Genomic DNA, 21,004 nt, shown 5'->3' with positions numbered 1-21,004 from the left:
TAAATAACTAAAAATAAATAGTTCTAATAATATTATTTGCATTATAATTATTTGTATTTTAATCGGCCACATTAACCGTAAGAATACATGCAAAGCATGATTCCATTTCAAACCGAGCCCTTATTTACAATGCCTTCATCAAACTGCGATTATAGCGCAATACAGGACGAACTGTTTTTGTCGACGGATTTGATGGACCCAGCAGCGCGTGAAGCTCTCTGGCAGGACGCACTGCAACTTTTTTATAAAGACAGATCCTCAAGAGACCTTCCCTTAACAGAGCAACCAACAACCCCACAGTCACACGTCATTGATACCCTGTTGGTTGGGATGTCATCGTTCCAAGAGCAATATTGTGAGCGAACAACAAATATCATCGCCCAGGGCGGTTTCAATCATTACGTACTTCACGTCATGTTGGGTGGTACGCTTAGGGGGAACTTCAATGGCAATAAAGTCTTTGCGAAACCGGGCGATATTCTGATCTTTGATCTGTCTCAAATCGTATCTGGTTTCACTGAAGCAGGAAACCGGATAACAATCATCATCCCCCGGCATGAACTTGAAAAATTAGTCGGCTGGCGTGATCTCCACGGCACTGTTCTCGAAGCAAAAAATGCCACGACAAAACTGCTTTTCGATTATCTCTCTAGACTAAAAGATGTAACCGATAAGCTTTCACCTACCGAACAGCTTGCTGTGAAAAATGCAATGCTGTTACTCCTAGCATCTGGCATTAATGCTTTAACCGAAAATCATAAACGTGACCCTATTGGCTTCCCAATCCGCAGTCGAATTCTGGGGTATATAGATGATCACATCACAAATCCTGACATGAGCCCGCGGATGATTCAACAGCGATTCCGGGTATCGCGTTCGCACCTCTATCGCACCTTTGAATCAGATGGAGGTATTGCAAAGCTAATTCGTGATAAAAGACTGGATCACGCTTATAGATTTCTCATTGATCGCAAAGACAAACCGTTTTCTCTGAAAGAGATTGCTTATAAATGCGGGTTCCGCACAGGTACGCAATTTGCAAAAGCATTTAAATCTCGGTTTGGCACCAATCCAAAAGAGTTAGAAGCGTTGAAAATAGATGCAGCGACAACTAAAAATGCAGCGCTAACATTGCATGGTCGGCTTTCAACGCAACCCATGCGGTCAGAAAATCATAGAACACATACAATACAACCCAACCGACGCATACAAGACAATAAATATCAGTCCAAAAAAAAATGCGCGTTGAAGTAATACAAATGATTTTCGTCAAGCACCATTATTTTAACAGACAACTATAAGCGGCAATGAGACAGACCTCAATTTAGGTCTGTCCCTAAGCCAGCACGTATTATTGTTCAGGAAATCGCGGCGCCTGTTGATACAGCACGCCATATGGCCCCGTCTGAATAAGCAAGTTTTGCACCTCCCGAAGCATTGTTCACATATATAAGGGCGCCCTGCCCATTCGCGCTTGCCGAAGGAAGACTTGCTACAGGATATGATGCAGGGCGAATTGGCCCATCAACATGTAGTCTTGTTTCCGGCCAGATTTGACCCACGGCTACATTTCCTGACGATCGGTCTATTTTCATCGCCTCACGCCAGTTTCCTGCGTCGTCGCCAACTTTTACGCTGAAATTATTATCACCATTCAGACCCATTTCTGCATGACCTGTCCAGCCAGACTGAAACAAGAGGCTCGCGGTATTTGCGGATGCATTTTTATTGACTTTCACCTGATGACCAGCACCCGCATTGTTAAAGAGGCTGGCTTCAGACGAAATGGTGAAACGATTAATCGTGTCAGCTGTTGCATGAATGCCCAGCATTGATAGAGACAGATTGTCAGGAACAGAGGGAGTGGCATTTTCCCAGCTCGCACCGTTAAAAACCAGTAAGCTGCTTTCATCTTCGACGTAAGCAAGCCAGCCTTTACCCCCAGTAATATACGACCAACCACCATCAACAAAAAATGCAATCATATTGTCTTTGCCAGCCCAGGCTCCGGTGGCAGAAGCAGCAACGATATAACGATCGCCTGATATAGGCGTGACGGGTGCACCCGTTTGCACACGCGACTTCACACTCAGATGAACAATTGCATCAAGAAGACGTATTGCCTCGTTATGCGTCACATGCTTTTGCGCCTGGCTTGGCATGATGTAGGGAAGTTTGAGATTGGGTGTCTTTTCCATAAAAAAGCTCCTCGCAGTGATGATGCGAAGAGCTTACTTGTTTTCATGCGGACGGGGATAAGTCAGCTCCCACGATATGTCGAGTATGACCACGGACTAACCAGCAAAGGCACATGATAATTGCCGTCGTCATCTGCGATTGAAAAGCGGATAGGGATCAAATCAAGAAATGGCGGATGAGCTACGTCTGCACCGTTCGCCTCAAAATACTCAGCGACATGAAAGTGTAGCTCATACGTCCCTTCCCGCATTTCACTTCCACTCAGCAAAAGCTCATCGGTGCGGCCATCAAGATTGGTTACAGTGCGCTTGATAAGCTCGGTCTTTCCCAAAGCACCCAACCGATAAAGCTCAAGCCGCATCGCAGCCGCGGGCTTGCCATGGGCCGTATCGAGAACATGTGTGGATAGCTTACCCATGTTACACCTCAGATGTCTGTTGCAGGAACCGGGATCGTTTCAATCCGATATATTAAATCCGGAAAGAAATACTCCTCAAGATTATCCTCTTTGCCTCCGCGGTCCACAACCAGAAAATCTGATATCTCTTCCAGCGAAACAAGCGGATGATGCCATACATTGCGCCAGTAATTCACGCCCTGATCGCCGCGCGCAAGAAACGCCTGCGGCTTTGCTGGCTTTCCATTATCATCCTCTGCCACAACGATCAGGAACGATCTGCCATGCAACGGGACAAAAGCTTGTGATCCAAAAGGATGGCGTTCCAGCATAGTAATATCAATCGGTGCAGCAAAAGACTGCCCCCGGAAAATATTGATAAGAACGCGTGCATCAGTGCCTTCTGCTTCCACATGAGCAAGATCGTGAAAGCGTTCTGTAGTGCCCTTGTTAATCAGACGCAGCTCAGCGCCCTCCGTCTCAATCACATCTCCAAAAGGCGCAAAGCCGGCTTTCGTAAGCGGTTCAACCTCAAGCACTTCAAACTTCACGCAATCCTCCCGATACCCTTGATGCATCTGAAATAACAAAGCTTTACAGGCCGCGCATTGTCAATCGCGAAGCAGTTTCAACAAAGATACGAAAAAGGCCGGGTGACCTGCCCGACCTTCAAAACACATCAATAGCTTGAGACTATCGGCGCTTGAATAACGCGCTCCTTTTTAAACCCAAATATGGGCGCTGTGCGTACCGTTCCACCAGATTATCATTTGAAGCCTGACCATATTCGTCCTAAGCCGCTTACAGCGGTTCCAGTTAAGACTGGATCGTTGGAACCGCTGTAACTATTTGTTTTTACGCATTATCCGACGCAAAACCGGTTCCCACTTTGCTGGAAATGCTATAATCAATAAAACCAAAGAAGAACGGGTTAATCCATGGCGCTTGATTTTGACGGCAGCTTTGCCCCTGAATACGGGACTCCGGTTGCCGTGAATAAAGGCCTGCTGCGGCTGACCGCGAATAATCCCAGCGCCTTTACCTTTCATGGCACCAATAGTTACATTGTAGGCACAGATACACTGGCGGTTATCGATCCTGGACCAGAAGATGAAGCGCATTATCAGGCATTGCTTGCGGCAATTGCCGGTCGCCCTGTCAGTCATATCTTCGTGAGTCACACGCATCGCGACCACTCGCCTCTCGCAAAGCGATTGAAGGAACAGACGGGCGCGCTCGTTGTCGCCGAAGGTCCGCATCGCCCTGCCCGCCCCTATTACAGCGGCGAGATCAATATGCTGGAAGCGAGCGCCGATATTGATTTTGCGCCCGACCTTGCTCTCGCCGATGGTGCGAAAATCGATGGCGATGGCTGGAGCCTTCGCGGCATACACACGCCCGGGCATGCCGCTAACCACATGGCTTTTGGCCTTGAAGGCACCGGCATTCTTTTTTCAGCCGATCATGTGATGGCATGGGCAACATCCATCATCGCACCGCCCGATGGATCAATGAGCGATTATATGACTTCGCTAGAAAAGCTACTGGAGCGCGATGACAGCATATATCTGCCCGGTCATGGCGGCGCTGTCACCAAGCCAGCTGCATTTGTGCGTGGTTTGCGCGCACATCGGAAAATGCGTGAGCGGGCGATATTGGAGCGTATTGTTCAGGGTGATCGCACCATTCACGACATGGTCAAAGCGATTTATCGCGATACAGACCCGCGCCTGCATGGAGCAGCCGCACTTTCTGTTCTAGCGCATCTGGAGGATCTGGTCAGTCGCGGGGAGATCACCACAGATGGCCATCCATCACTCAACAGCATTTATCAGCCACAATGATTATTCCGCGTCAACAGGCGCCTTGTTCACTTCACCCTCAAGAGCAGACAAGAAGCTGGTAATAAAGGCAGCATTCAAGCCCATATCCCGCTCGCCATACTGCGAGACCGAGCGCATATCGACATAGGTAGTCTCGCCTTCATCCAGCAGGCGGATAACTACATCACTTTTCAACCCGAGAATAGGGCTATGCGCAGTTGCAGCAAAGCGTATCGCGTTCTGCGCCGGCAGCGGCGTGTCACGGCTGATCTCTCTCCAACCAAATGCTTTCAACGTATTTTCAACGCCTTGTGCCACCCGGTCGGGTGCGGCTTCATAACGGCGCCCGATTAATTCAGGATAGGCTGACATCTGCGCCAACATATCACTCTGCACATTGTCAGTTAATATATTCATATGTGGCAGGCGCGCAGGCATTGTCGAGGGGAATTGTGGCGGCGTCTCAAAATTGGTCGTCAAGTCGTAAAGCGGTGGCGAGCTATACCATTGACTGCCAAGAAAGCAGGGCGGCATCAGAACCAGAAGCGAAAAGACGCCTCCCCAGAACGATCGCGTTCCACCTTTGTCACCGTTTACCCAGAGATTACGCAAGCCTATTGCGGAAAAGAATAATGAGAAAATCGCGAGAGCACTGCCAAGCCCAGCAATGAGAACAAATTCCGGTGTTTCAATCTTGCCAAGCCTGTGCAGAAGAAAACCGAGCACGGACAGCACAGCTGCAAATAAGCCAAATCTTAATGCCCATATTGCAGAAAGCGACTCTCGGCGCTGGTAGCGAAGTTTTCTCATGCAGGGTCCCAACTGCGTTTGGAATACGTTGATGGATAACAGAGACTGTTCAAGCATAAAACAAAAAGGCCAATTCCACCCTGCGAATTTAGCCAGTTATAAAATTTAGCGGGAAAAATAGAGTTAAATCAATATAAAAGCTATTGCAGCAACTTCTAACGAAAGGCATGTTTACATATATGGGGGCTTATTTAAGAATCGTCGGAGAGGACGACATGGATCGCACCCTTCATAATGGCCATATGCCAGCTACAACCGGCACTGCGCAACCAGAGCAGGATGTCATGACGCTGGAAGCTGTCGAGCTTGAATTTGCTCTTGGGGCCATCGACGTTTTTATCGAAGGATTTGACACGGCCCTTGCCAAGGCAGCCGAGCGCGTTGGTGGCGAAGTTCTTTTCAACATGCCGGCACTGGATACCACTCAGGCGCAGCGCATTGGCGCGATTGCCATTGCCGGGCAACCGCACGACCAGGTTGTATTTGTCACTTTAGGCCACGACGGCACCACACTTTCAGTGGCTCCACCCACCGGCGAAAACGCTCTGTTCGTCAGCCTCGGCCACAATTATGCAGCCGTGATGAAAAGTCTGACGCCGAAGGGCACAACCACGAATGGCGATTAGGTAATTCACTCAGCTGTCTGTGGTTCTGCAATTGCCGCAGGCGCTACAGCGTGCAAATTATGTGCGGGTACAGGATTAAGCTCCATGCTCGTTTTGACATCACGGAGCTTCACAAATTTCATACCCTTAGCCTGAAGCGCAAGAATGCCTTTGGCCACACCCTCACCCGCCGAACGTGACGGCTGATTAATATGTGAGATGATGACATCCCCATCACGTGCTGCCATAACGCGCTTTGCAACAACGGGTGCTAACAAAGATGCCCCCTGATCGCCATTGAGCGAATAGCCGCCAATTTTGTAACCCATGTTTTCCGCGAGCTTCACGGCATCTGTCGAATAACGGGCAGTAGCATCGCGATACCATTCTGGCTTTGATCCACCCGCTTTCGCGATTGCATCAGCACCACCATCAATTTCGGAACGAACAGCATCCAACGAACCCGCGGTTTTGATATTATACATCGTGCGCACATTGGTAATGGCTGGCACATGCATATTGCCATGGTTCTCAATATCAAAAAGATCGGGATTGGCCTTCATTACCGCAAAGGCTTCGGCATTCTGCTTCAACCAACGTGCAGTGACAAAAATTGTAGCCGGAATACGGTTCTGTACGAGAACATCAAGAATACGATGATCCGTCTTTCCCATGCAGGCATCAAGGGTGAGTGCTACCTGTGGTGCCGCGGGGCCACCTTTTGCAATATATAACTTTGGCTCAACAATGCTGATTTTTTCATGTTTTTCAGGTTGTGGCAGCGCATCATAGGCGCTTGCCCCATGATTGAAACAAATGAGTGCGGCCGCTGCCGCGAAGAATTGACGAAACATAGCCACCCCGGCAAATGAAGTTCTGGCATTCAAGCAAACCGCTTCAATGCCAGAACCATAGCCGATTGTGGAAACTATTTCTTGCGAATTGCAGCCTGAGCTGCAGCTAATCGTGCAATCGGCACCCGGAATGGCGAACAGGACACATAATCAAGGCCTGTTTGCTCGCAGAAACTGATCGATGCGGGATCGCCGCCGTGCTCGCCACAAATACCCAACTTGAGCTTGTCGCGTGTTTTGCGTCCACGCTCTGCAGCAGTCTGGATCAGCTCTCCCACGCCATCAAAATCCAGTGAAACGAACGGATCCTGTTCGATCACACCACGGCTCTGATAGGTCGAAAGAAATGGTGCAGCATCATCACGCGAAATGCCGAAGGTCGTCTGCGTCAGATCATTGGTGCCAAACGAGAAAAACTCCGCCGCTTCCGCAATTTCAGCAGCCCGCAACGCTGCACGCGGCAATTCAATCATCGTGCCGACCATATAGTCGATCTGAACACCGGACTCGCCGATCACTTCCTTTGCCACCGCATCGATGCGCGCTTTGACGAAATCAAGTTCGGCCTTGAGGCCGACCAGAGGCACCATGATTTCCGGCACAACATGCTCGCCGGTCTTCTTGCCCGCTTCAACAGCTGCTTCAAAGATTGCGCGCGCCTGCATTTCAGCAATTTCCGGATAGGAAATTGCTAAGCGACAACCACGATGGCCGAGCATCGGATTGAACTCATGCAGACTATCGGCGCGCTCACGCAGTCTATCCGCGTCGACGCCCATGGCGCTCGCCACTTCTGCAACTTCTTCATCAGTGCGCGGCAGAAATTCATGCAACGGCGGATCGAGCAAACGGATCGTGACTGGCAAGCCCTTCATAATCTCGAACAGTTCGACAAAATCCGAGCGTTGCATCGGCAACAGCTTGGCCAGGGCCGCACGGCGACCGTCTTCCTTATCGGCAAGAATCATCTCGCGCATCGCGATAATGCGTTCGCCTTCAAAAAACATATGTTCAGTGCGGCAAAGACCGATGCCTTCCGCCCCAAAAGAGCGCGCAGTACGCGCGTCTGCTGGGGTTTCGGCATTGGCGCGCACTTTCATACGGCGGGTCTTGTCTGCCCACTCCATGAGCTTACCGAAATCACCCGACAATTCGGGCTGCAACATGGCAACTTTGCCTTTCAGCACTTGCCCGTTGCCGCCATCAACGGTGATCACATCACCCTTTTTGAAAGTCTGGCCAGCGGCTAGCATGATACCGTTGCGATAATCGACGCGCAGTGAACCCGCGCCCGAAACGCAGGGCTTGCCCATACCGCGTGCAACAACTGCCGCGTGGCTGGTCATGCCACCGCGCGTCGTCAAAATGCCTTCCGCCGCGTGCATACCGTGAATGTCTTCCGGGCTTGTTTCAACACGCACCAGAATGACATTGCGGCCTTCAGCCTTGGCCTGTTCGGCATCTTCAGACGAGAACACGATTTCGCCTGTTGCAGCTCCAGGAGAAGCAGGCAGGCCTTGTCCGATGACAATACGCTCCGCACGCGGATCGATGGTCGGATGCAAAAGCTGGTCGAGCGCCGCCGGATCGATGCGCAGTACGGCTTCTTCTTGTGTGATCAAACCTTCGGCGGCCATTTCAACGGCCATTTTGAGCGCTGCCTTTGCCGTGCGCTTGCCCGAACGCGTTTGCAGCATCCAGAGCTTGCCACGCTCAATGGTGAATTCCAGGTCCTGCATATCGCGATAATGCTGCTCAAGCCGGTCCGCGACCTTCAAAAACTCGGCAAACGCCTCCGGCATGACCTTTTCAAGCGAAGGTTTGTCAGAGCCCGCAGCAATACGCGCTTCTTCGGTGATGTTCTGTGGTGTACGGATGCCAGCCACGACATCTTCACCCTGCGCATTGACCAGAAACTCGCCATAGAGCTTCTTTTCGCCAGTCGATGGGTTGCGGGTGAAGGCAACGCCGGTCGCAGACGTTTCGCCCATGTTGCCGAACACCATGGCCTGCACATTGACCGCCGTACCCCATTGGGCCGGGATGTTATGCAGTCGACGATAAGTGATGGCACGTGCATTCATCCAGCTTGAGAAAACAGCACTGATCGCACCCCAAAGCTGATCATGCGGATCTTGCGGGAACGGCTCACCGAGCTCTTCCTCGACCTTCGCCTTGTAGAGCGCGATCACATCTTTCCAGTCGGAAGCGCTGAGTGCCGTATCAACCTCGACACCAAGGTCAGCTTTTTTATCTTCAAGAATTTCTTCAAAGAAACCGTGATCAACCCCCAGCACGACATCCGAATACATCTGGATGAAGCGGCGATAGCTGTCGTAAGCGAAACGCTCGTCGCCAGCTTCACGCGCAATTGCCTGCACGGTTTCATCATTGAGACCAAGGTTCAGAACCGTATCCATCATGCCCGGCATGGATGCCCGCGCACCCGAACGCACGGAGACGAGCAATGGCTTCTCCACGCCCCCAAAAACGCGTCCGGTTAGCTTCGCTACCTGATCAAGCGCCATCTGCACCTGTTGATCCAGCTCAGCGGGATAGGTGCGCTCATTGTCGTAATAGGAGGTGCAAAGTTCCGTGGTGATTGTAAAACCAGGCGGCACGGGCAGTCCAAGGCTGCTCATTTCAGCCAGATTCGCCCCTTTTCCGCCGAGAAGGTTGCGATCACGCGCAGCGCCCTCTGCCTTGCCATCACCGAATGCGTACACCCACTTTGCCATTCTGGCCTCCCATGCGCAGGTAACGGTCCGCAATATCTGTGGTTTTCCACAGGCTTGCAGAAACTCTCCTCGTGCTTATGCGATCAAGTCACGGTCTGCCAATCAAAAAAGACAAAGGCTCGTAATAGAATCGATTAGAAAACAATAAAGCTGATCCGTCGATTGACTCTGACCGTGGATTGGTTCAAAAATGAGAACAAAAATAGAACATACGGAGTAGATTATGCGTATCACCGGCAAGCTCGATTATCTTGAAATGCCCGCGGGCAATGGATCACTGGATGCGGCGAAAAGTTTCTATTCGCGCGCTTTTGGTTGGTCGTTCGTCGATTATGGCCCCACCTATTCCGCTTTCGCAGAAGGTCTGGATGGCGGTTTTGATGCCGACCCGGAAGCGACGCGCAAACCTTTGCCTGTGCTTTATTCCGCACAGCTCGAAGAAACGTTGCAGGCTGTGACAGAAGCGGGTGGAACGGTTGTGAAGCCAATCTTCGCCTTCCCCGGTGGGCGTCGTTTTCACTTCATTGATCCTGCTGGCAATGAGCTTGCCGTCTGGAGCGAGAACTAACAATATCATGGTCGCTGGTTGACAGCAGCGACCATATGGAAATGATGCGGCGCATCTTATTCGTTCAAACTAAAATCCGGTGATATGCGCTTCATTCTTCCAACTATTCTGCTCTCCCTCGCGACGTCATTCGCATTTGCTCAAACAGAAGCACCAGCACCGGACAACGCACCACTCAGCCAGTGTGAAAAATTTCTTGATGGAATGAGCCTGCTCACGCCCGACAATGATTATGCCGTCAGAGATATTCCCGATGGCTGTATTGTCTCGAACAGCATGTATCAAACCGGGAGCATAATGGGCTGGACCGTCGAACGCGTTATCTTCGAACTGGATCACCTGCAAGACTTTCTGTCCGAATTACCGGATTTTGGTAAAGCAGCCCCCACATGGGGACGCATTGCCATTGATGGCGTGCGCATGAGACTTCAAAGCGGCAACAAAGTCTCAGATTACATCACGTCAATTCAACAATGGCCTATGGATTTTACGGCGTTTTACCGTTTCAATCCACAAAGCGGTTATCTGCACATTCAGAATGCTGAAATCAACAGCATCAAGTTTGGTAAGGCTTCAGTTTCTGCAGAAATCAACCTACCGGTTGATGCATCCATAGCGAGCCTTGCAGCTAATCCGACCGCCACACTTTCAAGTCTACGGTTACGTCTGGACAATCAGGGACTATGGGAGAGCCTTGTTCTGCCCGTTCTTGCCAATTACGCTGCATTGCCATCTGAAACCGGCGAAGAAGATCCGGAAACTGATATTGCGCGTTTGCGTGATATTGTCAGTAAATCTGTCGAGGCCATGCCTGACAGCCAAATTGATACGAAATCCCGAAAGGCACTTTTGAATTTTATTCGAGATATGCCATATCCGGCAGGATTCTTTACATTGGACTTGCATTTTGACAATCCAATGCCAATCGGCCTGAATGATATGGAGCCAAGCAAGATTGCAGAACATGCCCTCGCGGCCGCAAAAATAAGTGTAACTTATAGAGTACGCTGATTGGGGTTCACGCATATTAAGAGCATTGCCTGGGACGCTTTGTTTTAGGAAATGTTCCATCACTTCATTTCAAGCGCATCTTACAAAACAAAGCAGTATCAACCGCCATGTCCACATCCCTGTCATCTCTTGAAACTGCCGCAAAATATCTGTCGCAATCTGACAAAGATCAATTCTTCAGAATCAAGCGTGAAATGGAAGCATCAGGAGCAACCAGAGCGCGCATCGAAGAACGTCTTCATGCGTTTATCTGGCAAATTATCGAAGCGGAAGACGACGAGACTGACGAAGACTAAGTTTCTCACTTCGCAGTGACAATCAGCTTGCTTCGCGCAATTGCTCTGCGGTTTGCAAATCAACCGAGACAAGCTGACTCACGCCCTGCTCGCCCATGGTTACACCGAACAGGCGGTTCATGCGCGCCATGGTGATTGGGTTATGCGTAATGATGACAAAACGCGTTTCGGTTGAAGCCGCCATTTCATCCATCAGATTGCAATAGCGCTCGACATTATGATCATCGAGCGGTGCGTCCACTTCGTCCAGTACGCAGATCGGTGCCGGATTGGTCAGGAATACAGCGAAAATCAGCGCCATAGCGGTCAGCGCCTGTTCGCCGCCTGAAAGCAGCGTCATGGTCTGTGGCTTTTTGCCGGGCGGACGCGCCAGGATTTCAAGGCCAGCATCCAGTGGATCATCACTCTCAATGAGCTGTAATTCCGCAGTGCCGCCACCAAAAAGATGCGTAAACAAGCGCTGGAACTGTGCATTCACCACATCAAAAGCGGCCAGCAAACGTTCACGCCCTTCGCGATTGAGACTCTGAATCGCCTGACGCAGTTTCTTGATCGCTTCAATGACGTCTTCGCGCTCAGAAATGATCGCTTCAAGACGTGAGGATAGTTCCTGACTTTCCTCTTCTGCACGCAGGTTAACCGCACCCAGACGCTCGCGCTCAATACGCAAGCGCTCAAGCTGGCGTTCAAGCTGATCAGGATCAGGCATCTTGTCATCAGGTTTTAAGCCCGTGTGACGAATGGCTTCGTGTGGCGCACAATTTAGTGCATCAGCAATGCGTGCTTCCGTATCCTTGCGGCGTTCTTCGGCAGCTGTCAAACGCTCTTCCGCACGTGCACGCTGCTCGCGGCTAGTCGCAAGATGCTGAATGGCAAGCGTTGCAGCCTTATCGAGTTCTGCCTGAGCAGCTTCCGCCTGCGCCAGAATATCCGCAGCCGCCTTGCGGCGCTCATCCGCCTCTGAAAGCTCATTGAGCAATGCGCGGCGGCGTTTTTCGATCTCTTCGGGTGCTTCCGCAAGCGCTTCGGCCTCATCGGCAGTTTCCGCGCGACGATCATTCAAGGCCGCAATCTGCTGCGCAGCATTTTCTGCGCGCGACGCCCAGTTACGGCGCTCAAGCCCGATCATCGCCAGACGACGGGCGCGATTGTCCGCTTCACGTCGCTGCCCTTCATAGGCCGCACGTGCTTCCGCAAGCCTCCCACGGTCCGACTGCACTTCTGCACTCAGCGCCGTATGTCGTTCCGAGATCGATTGCAGATCCTGCATTTCATTGAGCCGGTCTTCCGCCTCAACAACACGAACCTGTGCCTCTTCAAGATTTTCTTCAAGACGGGACTTGGCTTCTTCGAGACCAGCACGTTTCGTTGCCAATTGCCCAGCAGCGCGTTCAACGGCTGCCAGCGCTTCACGCGCCTCATCAAGCCTGCGCTGGTTAGCGCGCCATGCATCGCGTGCCACCCGTTCCTGCTCAACAGCGTCACGAACAGCCACTTCAAAGTGCTGCACCGCCTGCTCCGCAGACTGAACGCGTGCGCTGGCATTCACCGCCTCTTGCTCAAGTTCCGCCAAGCGATTCTTCTGGGCAAGCCGCTGTGCAGCAGGTGTTGGCGCGTCGGCGCTTGCTGTGTAACCGTCCCAGCGCCACAACGCACCAGCCTTGCTGACCAGTCGCTGACCGGGGCGGAGCATAGCCTGTAAACGCTGACCATCCTGATCAGAGACCACTCCCACTTGCGCAAGTCTGCGGCGCAATTGCTGCGGGCCGTCCACCAAGCGATCGAGCGGCACACTGCCTTCCGGCAATGCCGGATCACTTTGTACTGCCGGATTATAAGCCCAGAAAACAGGCGCATTGGTATCGCTTGCCGCATCGAGGTCTTCACCAAGCGCTGCACCAAGGGCAACTTCATAACCCTTTTCGACCTGCAATTCTTCGACAACCGGCGGAAACTGGCCCGTTTCACCCGCGTTGAGAATGCGCGCAAGCGTCTGCGCTTCGGTCTCAATGCGATTAAGTTCAGTGCGCGCTTCATTGAGCGGCTGACGGCTTGCCGCTTCCTGTTCACGCGCAGCACCGACAAGTTCTTCAGATGCAACGACTGCCTCTTCAGAGGCTGCCAGCGCATCAGTTGCTGCTTCAACCGCCACACGTTTTTCAGCAGGATCAAACAATCCGCCGATCTGTTCAGCAACCGCCGCAATATCGCGTTCGATTGTCTCCATCTGGTTTGCCAAACGGTTACGGCGACTTTGCGCTTCTTGTAAAGCGCGCTCGATCTGTGTGCGCTCAGCGGTAGCCTCTGCGCGTTCCGCTGTCACGCGAGCAAGCGCATTTTCGCTGTCCTGCAAACGGATTTCCGATTCCTCAAAGCTCGCGCGCAGTTCTTCATCGCGCTCGCCAGATGCTTCGTTAGAGGCAATCAGTTCCTGCTGTTCTTCGTCGAGCCGCTCCAGAATATCCGCGTTTTCACGCACCATCTGTTCTTCACGCGCAATATCTGACGTGAGTTGCTCAAGGCGTTTCATCAGCTCGGCACAGCGCACACGAATGCGGCCATCCTCTTCGTCGAGCTGTGTGCGAGCAATGGAAAGACGCTGCAAAGCGGCGGCGGCTTTGGCCTCTGCCTCACGCAGTTCAGGCAATTTATGTGCACCAACGCCCTGCTCACGCGCCGCATTCATCTGCGCCTGCGCCATGTCGCCGACAACGGTGGTTGCCTGGGCCAATGCGCTTTGCGCTTCGCCTTCCTGCGCTTTCGCCTGCGACCAGCGCAAATGCAACAACGATGCCTCTGCGCGCCGCATATCCGCCGACAAAGCCTTGAAGCGATTAGCCTGACGCGCCTGACGTTTCAGGCTTTCAATCTGGCTGCCAAGCTCTCCGACTACGTCTTCAAGACGCTCGAGATTGCCTTCGGCTGCACGCAGCCGCAATTCCGCTTCGTGGCGGCGTGTGTGCAGGCCGGAAATACCAGCCGCCTCTTCAAGCAATGCGCGCCGCGCCTGTGGCTTGGCCTGAATGAGTTCACCAATGCGTCCCTGCCCCACCATCGATGGCGAGCGAGCCCCCGTCGATTGATCCGCAAACAGCAGCTGCACATCCTTGGCACGCGCTTCTTTGCCATTGATGCGATAAACAGAGCCTGCTTCGCGCTCTATACGGCGCGAAATCTGCAACTCGTCCTGATCATTATAGGCAGCAGGTGCCGTACGATCGGAATTATCGAGGAAAAGTGTCACTTCCGCCGTATTGCGTGCGGGTCGCGTGGCGGAGCCGGAGAAGATCACATCATCCATGCCGGAGGCGCGCATGTTCTTGTATGAGTTTTCACCCATCACCCAGCGCAGCGCTTCAACGAGATTGGACTTGCCGCAGCCATTCGGTCCGACAACCCCCGTCAGCCCGCTCTCAATGACGAACTCCATCGGCTCGACAAAAGACTTGAAACCAACAAGGCGCAGCTTGGAGAAGCGCATCAGGAAGCGTCTCCCTCAGAAATACAAAAAGCGGACGCAATGAAGCGTCCGCTTTTCATGCCGAAAGGCGGCTTAGAGCAGCTTGTCAATGATTGCCGACATCTCGTCAACCGAAAGGGCTCCAGCATATTTCTGTCCGTTGATGAAGAAAGTAGGTGTAGCGTTCACACCAAATTCCTTCGATCCGCGTTCCATCGTTGCTCTCACATCATCGAGAACCTGCTGGTTCGTCAAGCAAGCCTTGAACGACTCCTGTGTAAAACCTGCAAGTTTCGCGATCTGGAGCAGTGCAGCTTCGCCGTCGGCTGCACCCGCCCACTGTTGCTGCTGCTTAAAGAAAACTTCGATCATCGGGAAATAACGGTCTTCCGGCGCACAACGAGCCAGCATGAAAGCAGCAGTTGCACGTGGATCGAATGGGAACTCGCGGAAGATAAGCTTCGCTTTGCCAGTATCAATGTATTTTTCCTTGATGGTCGGGAAAGTATTGACTGCAAAATCTGCACAATGCGAACAGGTCAGCGATGCGTACTCAACTATGGTCACAGGCGCATCGGCCTTGCCATAAACCATGTCCTTCATCTTGCCTGGCTCAGCAAGCTTGGCAGCGTCAACGGACGCTTCGGCACTGCGTGCCTGCGCACTTGCATTGCCCGCAAAGGCGAGGCCTGCGGCGGCGGCGCCAGCAAGAGAAATAACATGTCTGCGGTTAAGCGATGCAGGCATCGAATCATCCAGTCCTGTTTCAATGTTGACTTTTAAAGACAATTTAAGGTGGCGCGCGGGCAATCACCAGCCCTTGCTTGATCAAATCAAGTTCAACAACAACCTTAAATCAAATTTATGGCAAATGATGCTACTTCTTTGTAGCGCGCTTTTCAGCGAGTATATTTTTGCCAAGCCGAGCCAGAGCTGCTCTTAGTGCATCATCCTCGATACCATCAGTCGCCTTATCAATGCGCCGTTCTTCGGAGGGTGCCAGAGGTGCAAGACGTTTTGGCTTGCGTCTGAAATCAATCGCAGGCGGCTTCTGCTCTATCTTGATACGACCAATCGCAGAGAAACCCAGAAAGCCATTCACACGGCTGATGATTTCGCCTGTCTCATGCTGAATCTGAAGGGCTGCAAATCCTTCGCAGGCGATAATAAGCGTTGCCGGATTGAAAGGTTCGTCCTGATGCAAACGTCTTGGCCATACAATACGCAGCGGCCGGGATGAGGCACCTATTGCCGGGCCGACGATATCTTCCCATGATTGCAGCAGTGAGAGGCTGATGCCCGCACGTTTTTGCAACATCGGGTCCATCAGACCAGACGTCATATCGGCCAGCGGGCGGAAGCCTCTTTTTGGTTTGCGTTCGTTCATCGCGTCCCATTATAGCCGCGAAACCACTCAACAAACAAAGGAATACCTTCATCCAAAGTGGTTTTAGGGCTGAAGCCGAGATCGCGCGCTGCCAGCCTAATATCCGCATAGGTGCGCGGAACATCAGCAGCGGGCATCGGCTCAAGCTTGCGGATAGCTTGCTTGCCACATGCTTTTTCAATCGCTGCAATGAAATCATTGAGCATAACCGGGCGATTGTTGCCGAGGTTATAAACTGGTGCTGTATCTTCCGGTTGCTCAATAATCCGTTTTACTGCGCCCAAAACGCCACTGACGATATCGTCTACAAATGTGAAATCGCGCTGCATTTCACCATTGTTGAAAACGCGGATCGGCTCGCCTTTGAGGATAGCCGATGTAAACAGCCACGGCGCCATATCTGGACGTCCAAATGGCCCATAAACCGTAAAGAAACGCAAACCCGTCGAGTGCAGGCCGTGAACATGCTTGTAAGATACGGCGAGAAGCTCACCTGAGCGCTTTGTGGCGGCATAGACCGAGACCGGATGGTCAACAGCGTCACTTTCAGAAAACGGGATTTTTTCGTTTGCGCCATAGACAGACGATGAGCTGGCATACACAACCGGCGGACGCTTTTCGAGTTTCAGCGCCGTTTCAAACACGCTCACCTGCCCCATGACATTGGCCGAAACATAGGCGGCAGGATTTTCGATCGAATAGCGAACACCTGCCTGTGCCGCGAGATGCACAATCACATCAGCATCGCGATCAGCACCAATCGCAGCATTAAAGGCGACCGCATCTGAAATATCGGCTTGCGCAAAGCGGAAAGCATCACGCGTGTTCAACTTGGACAGCCGGGTATCTTTGAGGTCTACCTGATAATAATCATTGAGATTATCAACGCCAACAACCTGCCAGCCTTCATCCAGAAGGCGCGCTGCCGTATGGTAGCCGATGAAGCCAGCGGCACCCGTCACGATTGCTTTCATAGATATTATTTCCTGCACATGGAGTTGGTAAGGCCAACGCGACGCAGAGCCATAATGCGTCTTGAAGCAGCAGCATTTAACGCAGCGATGAAGAACATAGTAGATGCGATCGTAACTTCATGCAGCAATGGGTTATGCAACATGCCGTAGCTGGCACATACAAAGGCGAAATAAATCAGCGCTCGCCGCATTGCCCAGCTATCAGCGTTTCGCCACAGATAAATGAACACCGCGATAAAGGCTGCAAACATGAAAAACAGGCCGACAATCCCGTCATTCAACAGTTCATCGAGCACTGTATTGTGCACATGTCGGAAGCCTTTCAGCATCGGAGCCTGTTCACCCGCCTCCTGTCGCACCATATTCATTTTGCCATAGGATCCAACGCCTGCAATCGGATGCGCTTTGATAATCACGACTGCGCTTTTCCACATCACTTCACGAATATCAGCAGAAAGTTTATCCTCCCATTTTGAACTATCACCGCTGTCGTAATATTCAACCATGCCTCCAAACCGTTTGGAAATCACCTCACCTAACGGGCCAACGACAATCAGCGCAGCAAGTGCAGCCGTGAGGGCCAGATATACTGCGCTCTGTTGCTTGAGATTATATTTTCGAAGAAAAAGTACGATTTCAATGGCCGCAAATATCGGCAAAACAACGATCACAGCGCGCGTTTCAGATGTCAGCACAGCCGCAAATCCAAGAACCAGCCAATGTGGCCCATTCGGTAAATAGCGTGGTGCTTTGGAAACGGGAATGGCCGCAGATATTGCCGCAACGCCAGCAACAAAAGCAAACACAGCTTGATTGCCGCCGACGCCAATACGACCACCTTCGGTAAATACCAGATAAATAACGGCCAGTATGGTCAGAATAACACCTGCTCGCGCTCCAAGGACATAAGAACGCAACGGATCTTTGACAAGAACCATGCCGGCCCCGGCGAAGGCAAAGACAGCGATCAGTAGTGTGTATCCAATCTGCCGGTTATCGGAAAAAGGTTCTCCCCGATAAAGAATAAGTCCGATAGACCAAGCGGCATAAAGAAGGATGAAAATATAAAACTTCTTGGCAAAGAGTCTTGTCGTATTATGTCGAGCAGCAGCGAGATAAATGCCAAGACAAGAAAACACAAACAGCAGGATCGGCCCTAAACCAAGCCTAATGGGCATGGCCGCAGACGCCACGGCTAACGCCCAATGATCGATCTTCCGACGTGTTAGGAACGACTTCTTTAAAAAACTCATTCCTCCGCCTCTTTCAAACGCTTCATTCTTAAAGCGTAAGCGATTCGCTTGATGTAGTCAGTTGTTCGAAAGACGAGTGTGGTAATCCTTTTATGGGGAGGCAAACGTGTTTTGGCGTAAGTTTCGCGCCCTTCAGCGATTGTTGAAATAGCAACATCTGACAGTTCTACTGGCGACTGATCGGTTATGAACAGCTCATAATTCCCATCCCAGCCACGCTCCATCGCAACATCATAAGGGAGCGACATTGGCTTTATCGCAGAAAGCAGTTTTCTTGCCCCCTCTCTTGTCAAAAGATACGCGGCAGAGCTGCCTAAAGGTCCATGCAGACTGCGTCCAACTGAAAACCCATCAATGACCGTTCCAGAACGTCGAAACGCAGACATCCGATGATTAATAAGCTTAATAACGTCCCAGCCACGTAATTTTATTGCACCATCAATAAATGGCAAAAAATCCTGTGTGAACCGCACATCGTCTTCAATGATGATAGCATGCGGCTCAGCAGAAACAATAATTGCCTCGAGGGCTTTAATATGGCTGAAATAGCAGCCAATCTCCGCAGGAAGCACTATTTTGCCATGACGGCGTCGAAAAGCGGCTTCATCAAGATTTCCCAGTTCATTGTCTTTTAGCAGCCTGCCCTCAACCGCTTCAATTCGGCGAAGCTCAATGCCAAATTGGTCAGCGCTCATCTTCAAGTCTTTCCAGCGCTGTTTGGAACGCGCAAGATTGATCACATAAACCGGGACGCAATTACTCACGCGCGAACTTTCATCTGAATATTTTTGCCCCATATTGGTCAAAGCCTAACTGTCATAAAGTGCCGCATCCACTGCGGTTTGTTTTTATATCAATTCCCAAAACAGGGCGTTAATCAAAGTTTGCAGGATCAATCTAGAGGTCGGACTATATAACCCCAATGCTGAGTGCAGTTGAATCCAATCAGACGACGGCTATTTTAAAATGGTATGATCGCCATCACCGTATCTTACCATGGCGAATCACCCCACCAGAACACGCGCGTGGCATAAAATCCGATCCCTACCGCGTATGGTTATCGGAAATAATGCTGCAACAAACAACCGTTGAGGCAGTCAAATCCTATTTCAACAAGTTCGTAACTTTATGGCCGGACGTTGAATCCATGGCGGCGGCCAGTGAAGACGATATTCTTCGTGCCTGGGCTGGTTTGGGCTATTATTCACGTGCGCGCAATCTCAAGAAATGTGCGGATTTAATCGCGGCAAATTATAACGGCAAGTTCCCCTCAACCGCAGCTCGATTAAAAGAATTGCCGGGTATCGGCGATTACACATCCGCTGCCATTGCAGCCATTGCCTTCGGAGAGCCAGCAGCAGTTGTCGACGGTAATGTTGAGCGCGTTATCTCGCGCCTCTATGCTATCGACACACCTCTGCCTTCTGCAAAAGCAGAAATTCGTATTCGCATGGGCGAGTTGACTCCGCATGACCGGCCCGGAGATTTTGCGCAGGCTGTGATGGACCTAGGCGCAACCATCTGTACGCCCCGCCGCCCGGCTTGTGCTATCTGTCCGGTCAACGATGATTGTGAAGCGCTCGCGCATCACGATCCCGAAACTTTTCCGGTCAAAGCACCGAAAGTGGCAAAGCCGGTGCGAACGGGCGCCGCTTTTATCGCCATTGCAGGAGATGGATCGGTGCTGCTGCGCAAGCGCAAAGGCGAAGGCTTACTGGCTGGCATGACCGAAGTTCCCGGCAGCGCATGGACCGCACGCAGTGACGGCGACGCAACGATCAACGCCGCGCCCTTCTCTGCCAGCTGGCAGTCAGCAGGCAGTATCACGCATATCTTCACGCATTTTGAATTGCGCCTATCTGTCTATTCACTCAGCAATACGGCCAAACGCAATGATATTGATGGCTGGTGGTCTGCACCGTCAGAACTGGAAGGCGAAGCCCTTCCAACCGTCATGAAAAAAGCAATCACGGCGGCTATTCCAGAAGCATTCAAAAAGGGAAGGAAGAAACCTTGACCACTCCAGTCCGGCACGTCGTTTTCGATATTGGCAGAGTGCTTCTGCATTATGATCCAGAACTCGCTTATCTTGAAACAATCCCGGATGCACAGGAACGTCAGTGGTTTCTGGAAAACATCTGCACCAGCGCATGGAATATAGAACAAGATCGCGGACGCAGCTGGCAGGACGCCGAAGCGCTGCTGATCAATGAACATCCTGAGCGCAGTGAACACATAAAAACATTCCGACAAAACTGGAATCTGATGGTTCCATACGCTTACGAAGACAGCGTTGTGATCTTGCGTGGCTTGATTGCTCACGGCAATGACGTGACGATGCTGACCAATTTTGCTTCCGACACGCTGCGCGAAGCACAGGCACGCTTTCCGTTTCTGACCGAGAGCCGTGGCGTGACGGTTTCTGGCGATATTCGCATGCTGAAACCAGACCGCGAAATTTATGAGCATCATGTTGCAAGCTTTGATCTCGATCCGGCTGCGACGCTGTTTATCGATGACAGCCCAGCCAATGTTGAGGGTGCAAAAGCGGCGGGCTGGCAGGCCGTGCACTTCACCAGCGCAGCAAAGCTTGCCGACGATTTGAAACGCCTCGGCCTGTCTTTCTAGG

Annotated in this window: 20 protein-coding genes; 8 read left to right on the top strand and 12 right to left on the bottom strand. The window is 51.6% G+C overall.

The annotated features are described in order from the left end of the window. Positions 1-96: 96 nt before the first annotated feature. Complete coding sequence (locus tag U2P60_RS12420) at positions 97-1,254, top strand: helix-turn-helix domain-containing protein (RefSeq protein ID WP_413572868.1); 1,158 nt, start codon at positions 97-99, stop codon at positions 1,252-1,254. Between the two features lie 104 nt (positions 1,255-1,358). Here U2P60_RS12420 and U2P60_RS12415 read toward each other — a convergent pair whose 3' ends face one another. The 3 genes from U2P60_RS12415 to U2P60_RS12405 all read right to left on the bottom strand — a co-directional run bounded on the left by U2P60_RS12415 (position 1,359) and on the right by U2P60_RS12405 (position 3,174). Next, positions 1,359-2,198, bottom strand: coding sequence for a DUF2793 domain-containing protein (locus U2P60_RS12415; protein WP_413572867.1), 840 nt, complete (start codon positions 2,196-2,198; stop codon positions 1,359-1,361). Positions 2,199-2,260: 62 nt separating this feature from the next. Beyond that, complete coding sequence (gene uraH, locus U2P60_RS12410) at positions 2,261-2,617, bottom strand: hydroxyisourate hydrolase (protein WP_413572866.1); 357 nt, start codon at positions 2,615-2,617, stop codon at positions 2,261-2,263. 8 nt (positions 2,618-2,625) lie between these two features. Further along, positions 2,626-3,174, bottom strand: a complete 549-nt coding sequence (locus U2P60_RS12405; protein WP_413572865.1) for an ureidoglycolate lyase — start codon at positions 3,172-3,174, stop codon at positions 2,626-2,628. Between the two features lie 360 nt (positions 3,175-3,534). Here U2P60_RS12405 and U2P60_RS12400 point away from each other — a divergent pair, with 360 nt between their 5' ends. Next, positions 3,535-4,440, top strand: coding sequence for an MBL fold metallo-hydrolase (locus U2P60_RS12400; RefSeq protein WP_413572864.1), 906 nt, complete (start codon positions 3,535-3,537; stop codon positions 4,438-4,440). Here U2P60_RS12400 and U2P60_RS12395 read toward each other — a convergent pair whose 3' ends face one another. Next, positions 4,441-5,229, bottom strand: coding sequence for a DUF1499 domain-containing protein (locus U2P60_RS12395; protein ID WP_413572863.1), 789 nt, complete (start codon positions 5,227-5,229; stop codon positions 4,441-4,443). Positions 5,230-5,444: 215 nt separating this feature from the next. On the opposite strand from U2P60_RS12395, the gene U2P60_RS12390 reads away from it, so the two are divergent. Then, positions 5,445-5,855 carry a hypothetical protein gene (locus U2P60_RS12390; protein ID WP_313828137.1) on the top strand — a complete coding sequence of 137 codons (411 nt, stop codon included), beginning with the start codon at positions 5,445-5,447 and terminating at the stop codon, positions 5,853-5,855. Between the two features lie 5 nt (positions 5,856-5,860). On the opposite strand, the gene U2P60_RS12385 is transcribed toward U2P60_RS12390, so the two are convergent. Next, a complete protein-coding gene (locus tag U2P60_RS12385; RefSeq protein ID WP_413572862.1) occupies positions 5,861-6,688 on the bottom strand; it encodes a polysaccharide deacetylase family protein in 828 nt (275 codons plus the stop codon). 74 nt (positions 6,689-6,762) lie between these two features. Beyond that, positions 6,763-9,426, bottom strand: coding sequence for a pyruvate, phosphate dikinase (gene ppdK / locus U2P60_RS12380; protein WP_413572861.1), 2,664 nt, complete (start codon positions 9,424-9,426; stop codon positions 6,763-6,765). A 223-nt stretch (positions 9,427-9,649) separates the two neighbouring features. Between ppdK and U2P60_RS12375 the strand changes: the two genes are divergently transcribed. The 3 genes from U2P60_RS12375 to U2P60_RS12365 all read left to right on the top strand — a co-directional run bounded on the left by U2P60_RS12375 (position 9,650) and on the right by U2P60_RS12365 (position 11,301). After that, a complete protein-coding gene (locus U2P60_RS12375) occupies positions 9,650-9,994 on the top strand; it encodes a VOC family protein (RefSeq protein WP_413572860.1) in 345 nt (114 codons plus the stop codon). Positions 9,995-10,078: 84 nt separating this feature from the next. Then, complete coding sequence (locus tag U2P60_RS12370; RefSeq protein ID WP_413572859.1) at positions 10,079-11,005, top strand: hypothetical protein; 927 nt, start codon at positions 10,079-10,081, stop codon at positions 11,003-11,005. A gap of 107 nt (positions 11,006-11,112) precedes the next feature. Then, positions 11,113-11,301: a hypothetical protein gene (locus U2P60_RS12365; protein ID WP_413572858.1), complete on the top strand. Its 189-nt coding sequence runs from the start codon at positions 11,113-11,115 to the stop codon at positions 11,299-11,301. A 22-nt stretch (positions 11,302-11,323) separates the two neighbouring features. Here U2P60_RS12365 and U2P60_RS12360 read toward each other — a convergent pair whose 3' ends face one another. The 6 genes from U2P60_RS12360 to U2P60_RS12335 form a co-directional block, all read right to left on the bottom strand. Then, complete coding sequence (locus U2P60_RS12360; RefSeq protein WP_413572857.1) at positions 11,324-14,782, bottom strand: chromosome segregation SMC family protein; 3,459 nt, start codon at positions 14,780-14,782, stop codon at positions 11,324-11,326. Positions 14,783-14,854: 72 nt separating this feature from the next. Further along, the gene (locus tag U2P60_RS12355) at positions 14,855-15,508 is read right to left on the bottom strand and encodes a DsbA family protein (RefSeq protein WP_313828129.1); all 654 of its coding nucleotides are present in this window, start codon (positions 15,506-15,508) and stop codon (positions 14,855-14,857) included. A gap of 130 nt (positions 15,509-15,638) precedes the next feature. Further along, positions 15,639-16,148 carry a DUF721 domain-containing protein gene (locus U2P60_RS12350; protein ID WP_413572856.1) on the bottom strand — a complete coding sequence of 170 codons (510 nt, stop codon included), beginning with the start codon at positions 16,146-16,148 and terminating at the stop codon, positions 15,639-15,641. Beyond that, positions 16,145-17,122: an NAD-dependent epimerase/dehydratase family protein gene (locus U2P60_RS12345; protein WP_413572855.1), complete on the bottom strand. Its 978-nt coding sequence runs from the start codon at positions 17,120-17,122 to the stop codon at positions 16,145-16,147. The genes U2P60_RS12350 and U2P60_RS12345 overlap by 4 nt, the downstream gene beginning before the upstream one ends. A gap of 5 nt (positions 17,123-17,127) precedes the next feature. Then, positions 17,128-18,375 (bottom strand): O-antigen ligase family protein, encoded by a 1,248-nt coding sequence (locus U2P60_RS12340; RefSeq protein WP_413572854.1) that lies wholly within the window; start codon positions 18,373-18,375, stop codon positions 17,128-17,130. Beyond that, entirely contained in the window at positions 18,372-19,172 is an 801-nt protein-coding gene (locus U2P60_RS12335; protein ID WP_413572853.1) for a glycosyltransferase family 25 protein, read from the bottom strand. Before U2P60_RS12335 ends, U2P60_RS12340 begins: the two co-directional genes overlap by 4 nt. 125 nt (positions 19,173-19,297) lie before the next feature. Between U2P60_RS12335 and mutY the strand changes: the two genes are divergently transcribed. Next, entirely contained in the window at positions 19,298-20,392 is a 1,095-nt protein-coding gene (gene mutY / locus U2P60_RS12330) for an A/G-specific adenine glycosylase (protein ID WP_413572852.1), read from the top strand. Next, on the top strand, positions 20,389-21,003 hold the full coding sequence (locus tag U2P60_RS12325; RefSeq protein ID WP_413572851.1) for an HAD family hydrolase: 615 nt from the start codon (positions 20,389-20,391) through the stop codon (positions 21,001-21,003). Before mutY ends, U2P60_RS12325 begins: the two co-directional genes overlap by 4 nt. The last annotated feature ends 1 nt before the right edge of the window (position 21,004 follow it).

Source organism: Brucella sp. H1_1004 (assembly GCF_047308065.1).
GTDB lineage: Bacteria > Pseudomonadota > Alphaproteobacteria > Rhizobiales > Rhizobiaceae > Brucella > Brucella pseudogrignonensis_B.
This window is presented reverse-complemented; position numbering and strand designations above follow the sequence as displayed.

Bases quoted from the DNA above. Each gene is read 5' to 3' on its own strand.
- U2P60_RS12420 (WP_413572868.1), top strand. From the start codon at position 97: ATGATTCCATTTCAAACCGAGCCCTTATTTACAATGCCTTCATCAAAC.
- U2P60_RS12415 (WP_413572867.1), bottom strand. From the start codon at position 2,198: ATGGAAAAGACACCCAATCTCAAACTTCCCTACATCATGCCAAGCCAG.
- uraH (WP_413572866.1), bottom strand. From the start codon at position 2,617: ATGGGTAAGCTATCCACACATGTTCTCGATACGGCCCATGGCAAGCCC.
- U2P60_RS12405 (WP_413572865.1), bottom strand. From the start codon at position 3,174: ATGCATCAAGGGTATCGGGAGGATTGCGTGAAGTTTGAAGTGCTTGAG.
- U2P60_RS12400 (WP_413572864.1), top strand. From the start codon at position 3,535: ATGGCGCTTGATTTTGACGGCAGCTTTGCCCCTGAATACGGGACTCCG.
- U2P60_RS12395 (WP_413572863.1), bottom strand. From the start codon at position 5,229: ATGAGAAAACTTCGCTACCAGCGCCGAGAGTCGCTTTCTGCAATATGG.
- U2P60_RS12390 (WP_313828137.1), top strand. From the start codon at position 5,445: ATGGATCGCACCCTTCATAATGGCCATATGCCAGCTACAACCGGCACT.
- U2P60_RS12385 (WP_413572862.1), bottom strand. From the start codon at position 6,688: ATGTTTCGTCAATTCTTCGCGGCAGCGGCCGCACTCATTTGTTTCAAT.
- ppdK (WP_413572861.1), bottom strand. From the start codon at position 9,426: ATGGCAAAGTGGGTGTACGCATTCGGTGATGGCAAGGCAGAGGGCGCT.
- U2P60_RS12375 (WP_413572860.1), top strand. From the start codon at position 9,650: ATGCGTATCACCGGCAAGCTCGATTATCTTGAAATGCCCGCGGGCAAT.
- U2P60_RS12370 (WP_413572859.1), top strand. From the start codon at position 10,079: ATGCGCTTCATTCTTCCAACTATTCTGCTCTCCCTCGCGACGTCATTC.
- U2P60_RS12365 (WP_413572858.1), top strand. From the start codon at position 11,113: ATGTCCACATCCCTGTCATCTCTTGAAACTGCCGCAAAATATCTGTCG.
- U2P60_RS12360 (WP_413572857.1), bottom strand. From the start codon at position 14,782: ATGCGCTTCTCCAAGCTGCGCCTTGTTGGTTTCAAGTCTTTTGTCGAG.
- U2P60_RS12355 (WP_313828129.1), bottom strand. From the start codon at position 15,508: ATGCCTGCATCGCTTAACCGCAGACATGTTATTTCTCTTGCTGGCGCC.
- U2P60_RS12350 (WP_413572856.1), bottom strand. From the start codon at position 16,148: ATGAACGAACGCAAACCAAAAAGAGGCTTCCGCCCGCTGGCCGATATG.
- U2P60_RS12345 (WP_413572855.1), bottom strand. From the start codon at position 17,122: ATGAAAGCAATCGTGACGGGTGCCGCTGGCTTCATCGGCTACCATACG.
- U2P60_RS12340 (WP_413572854.1), bottom strand. From the start codon at position 18,375: ATGAGTTTTTTAAAGAAGTCGTTCCTAACACGTCGGAAGATCGATCAT.
- U2P60_RS12335 (WP_413572853.1), bottom strand. From the start codon at position 19,172: ATGGGGCAAAAATATTCAGATGAAAGTTCGCGCGTGAGTAATTGCGTC.
- mutY (WP_413572852.1), top strand. From the start codon at position 19,298: ATGCTGAGTGCAGTTGAATCCAATCAGACGACGGCTATTTTAAAATGG.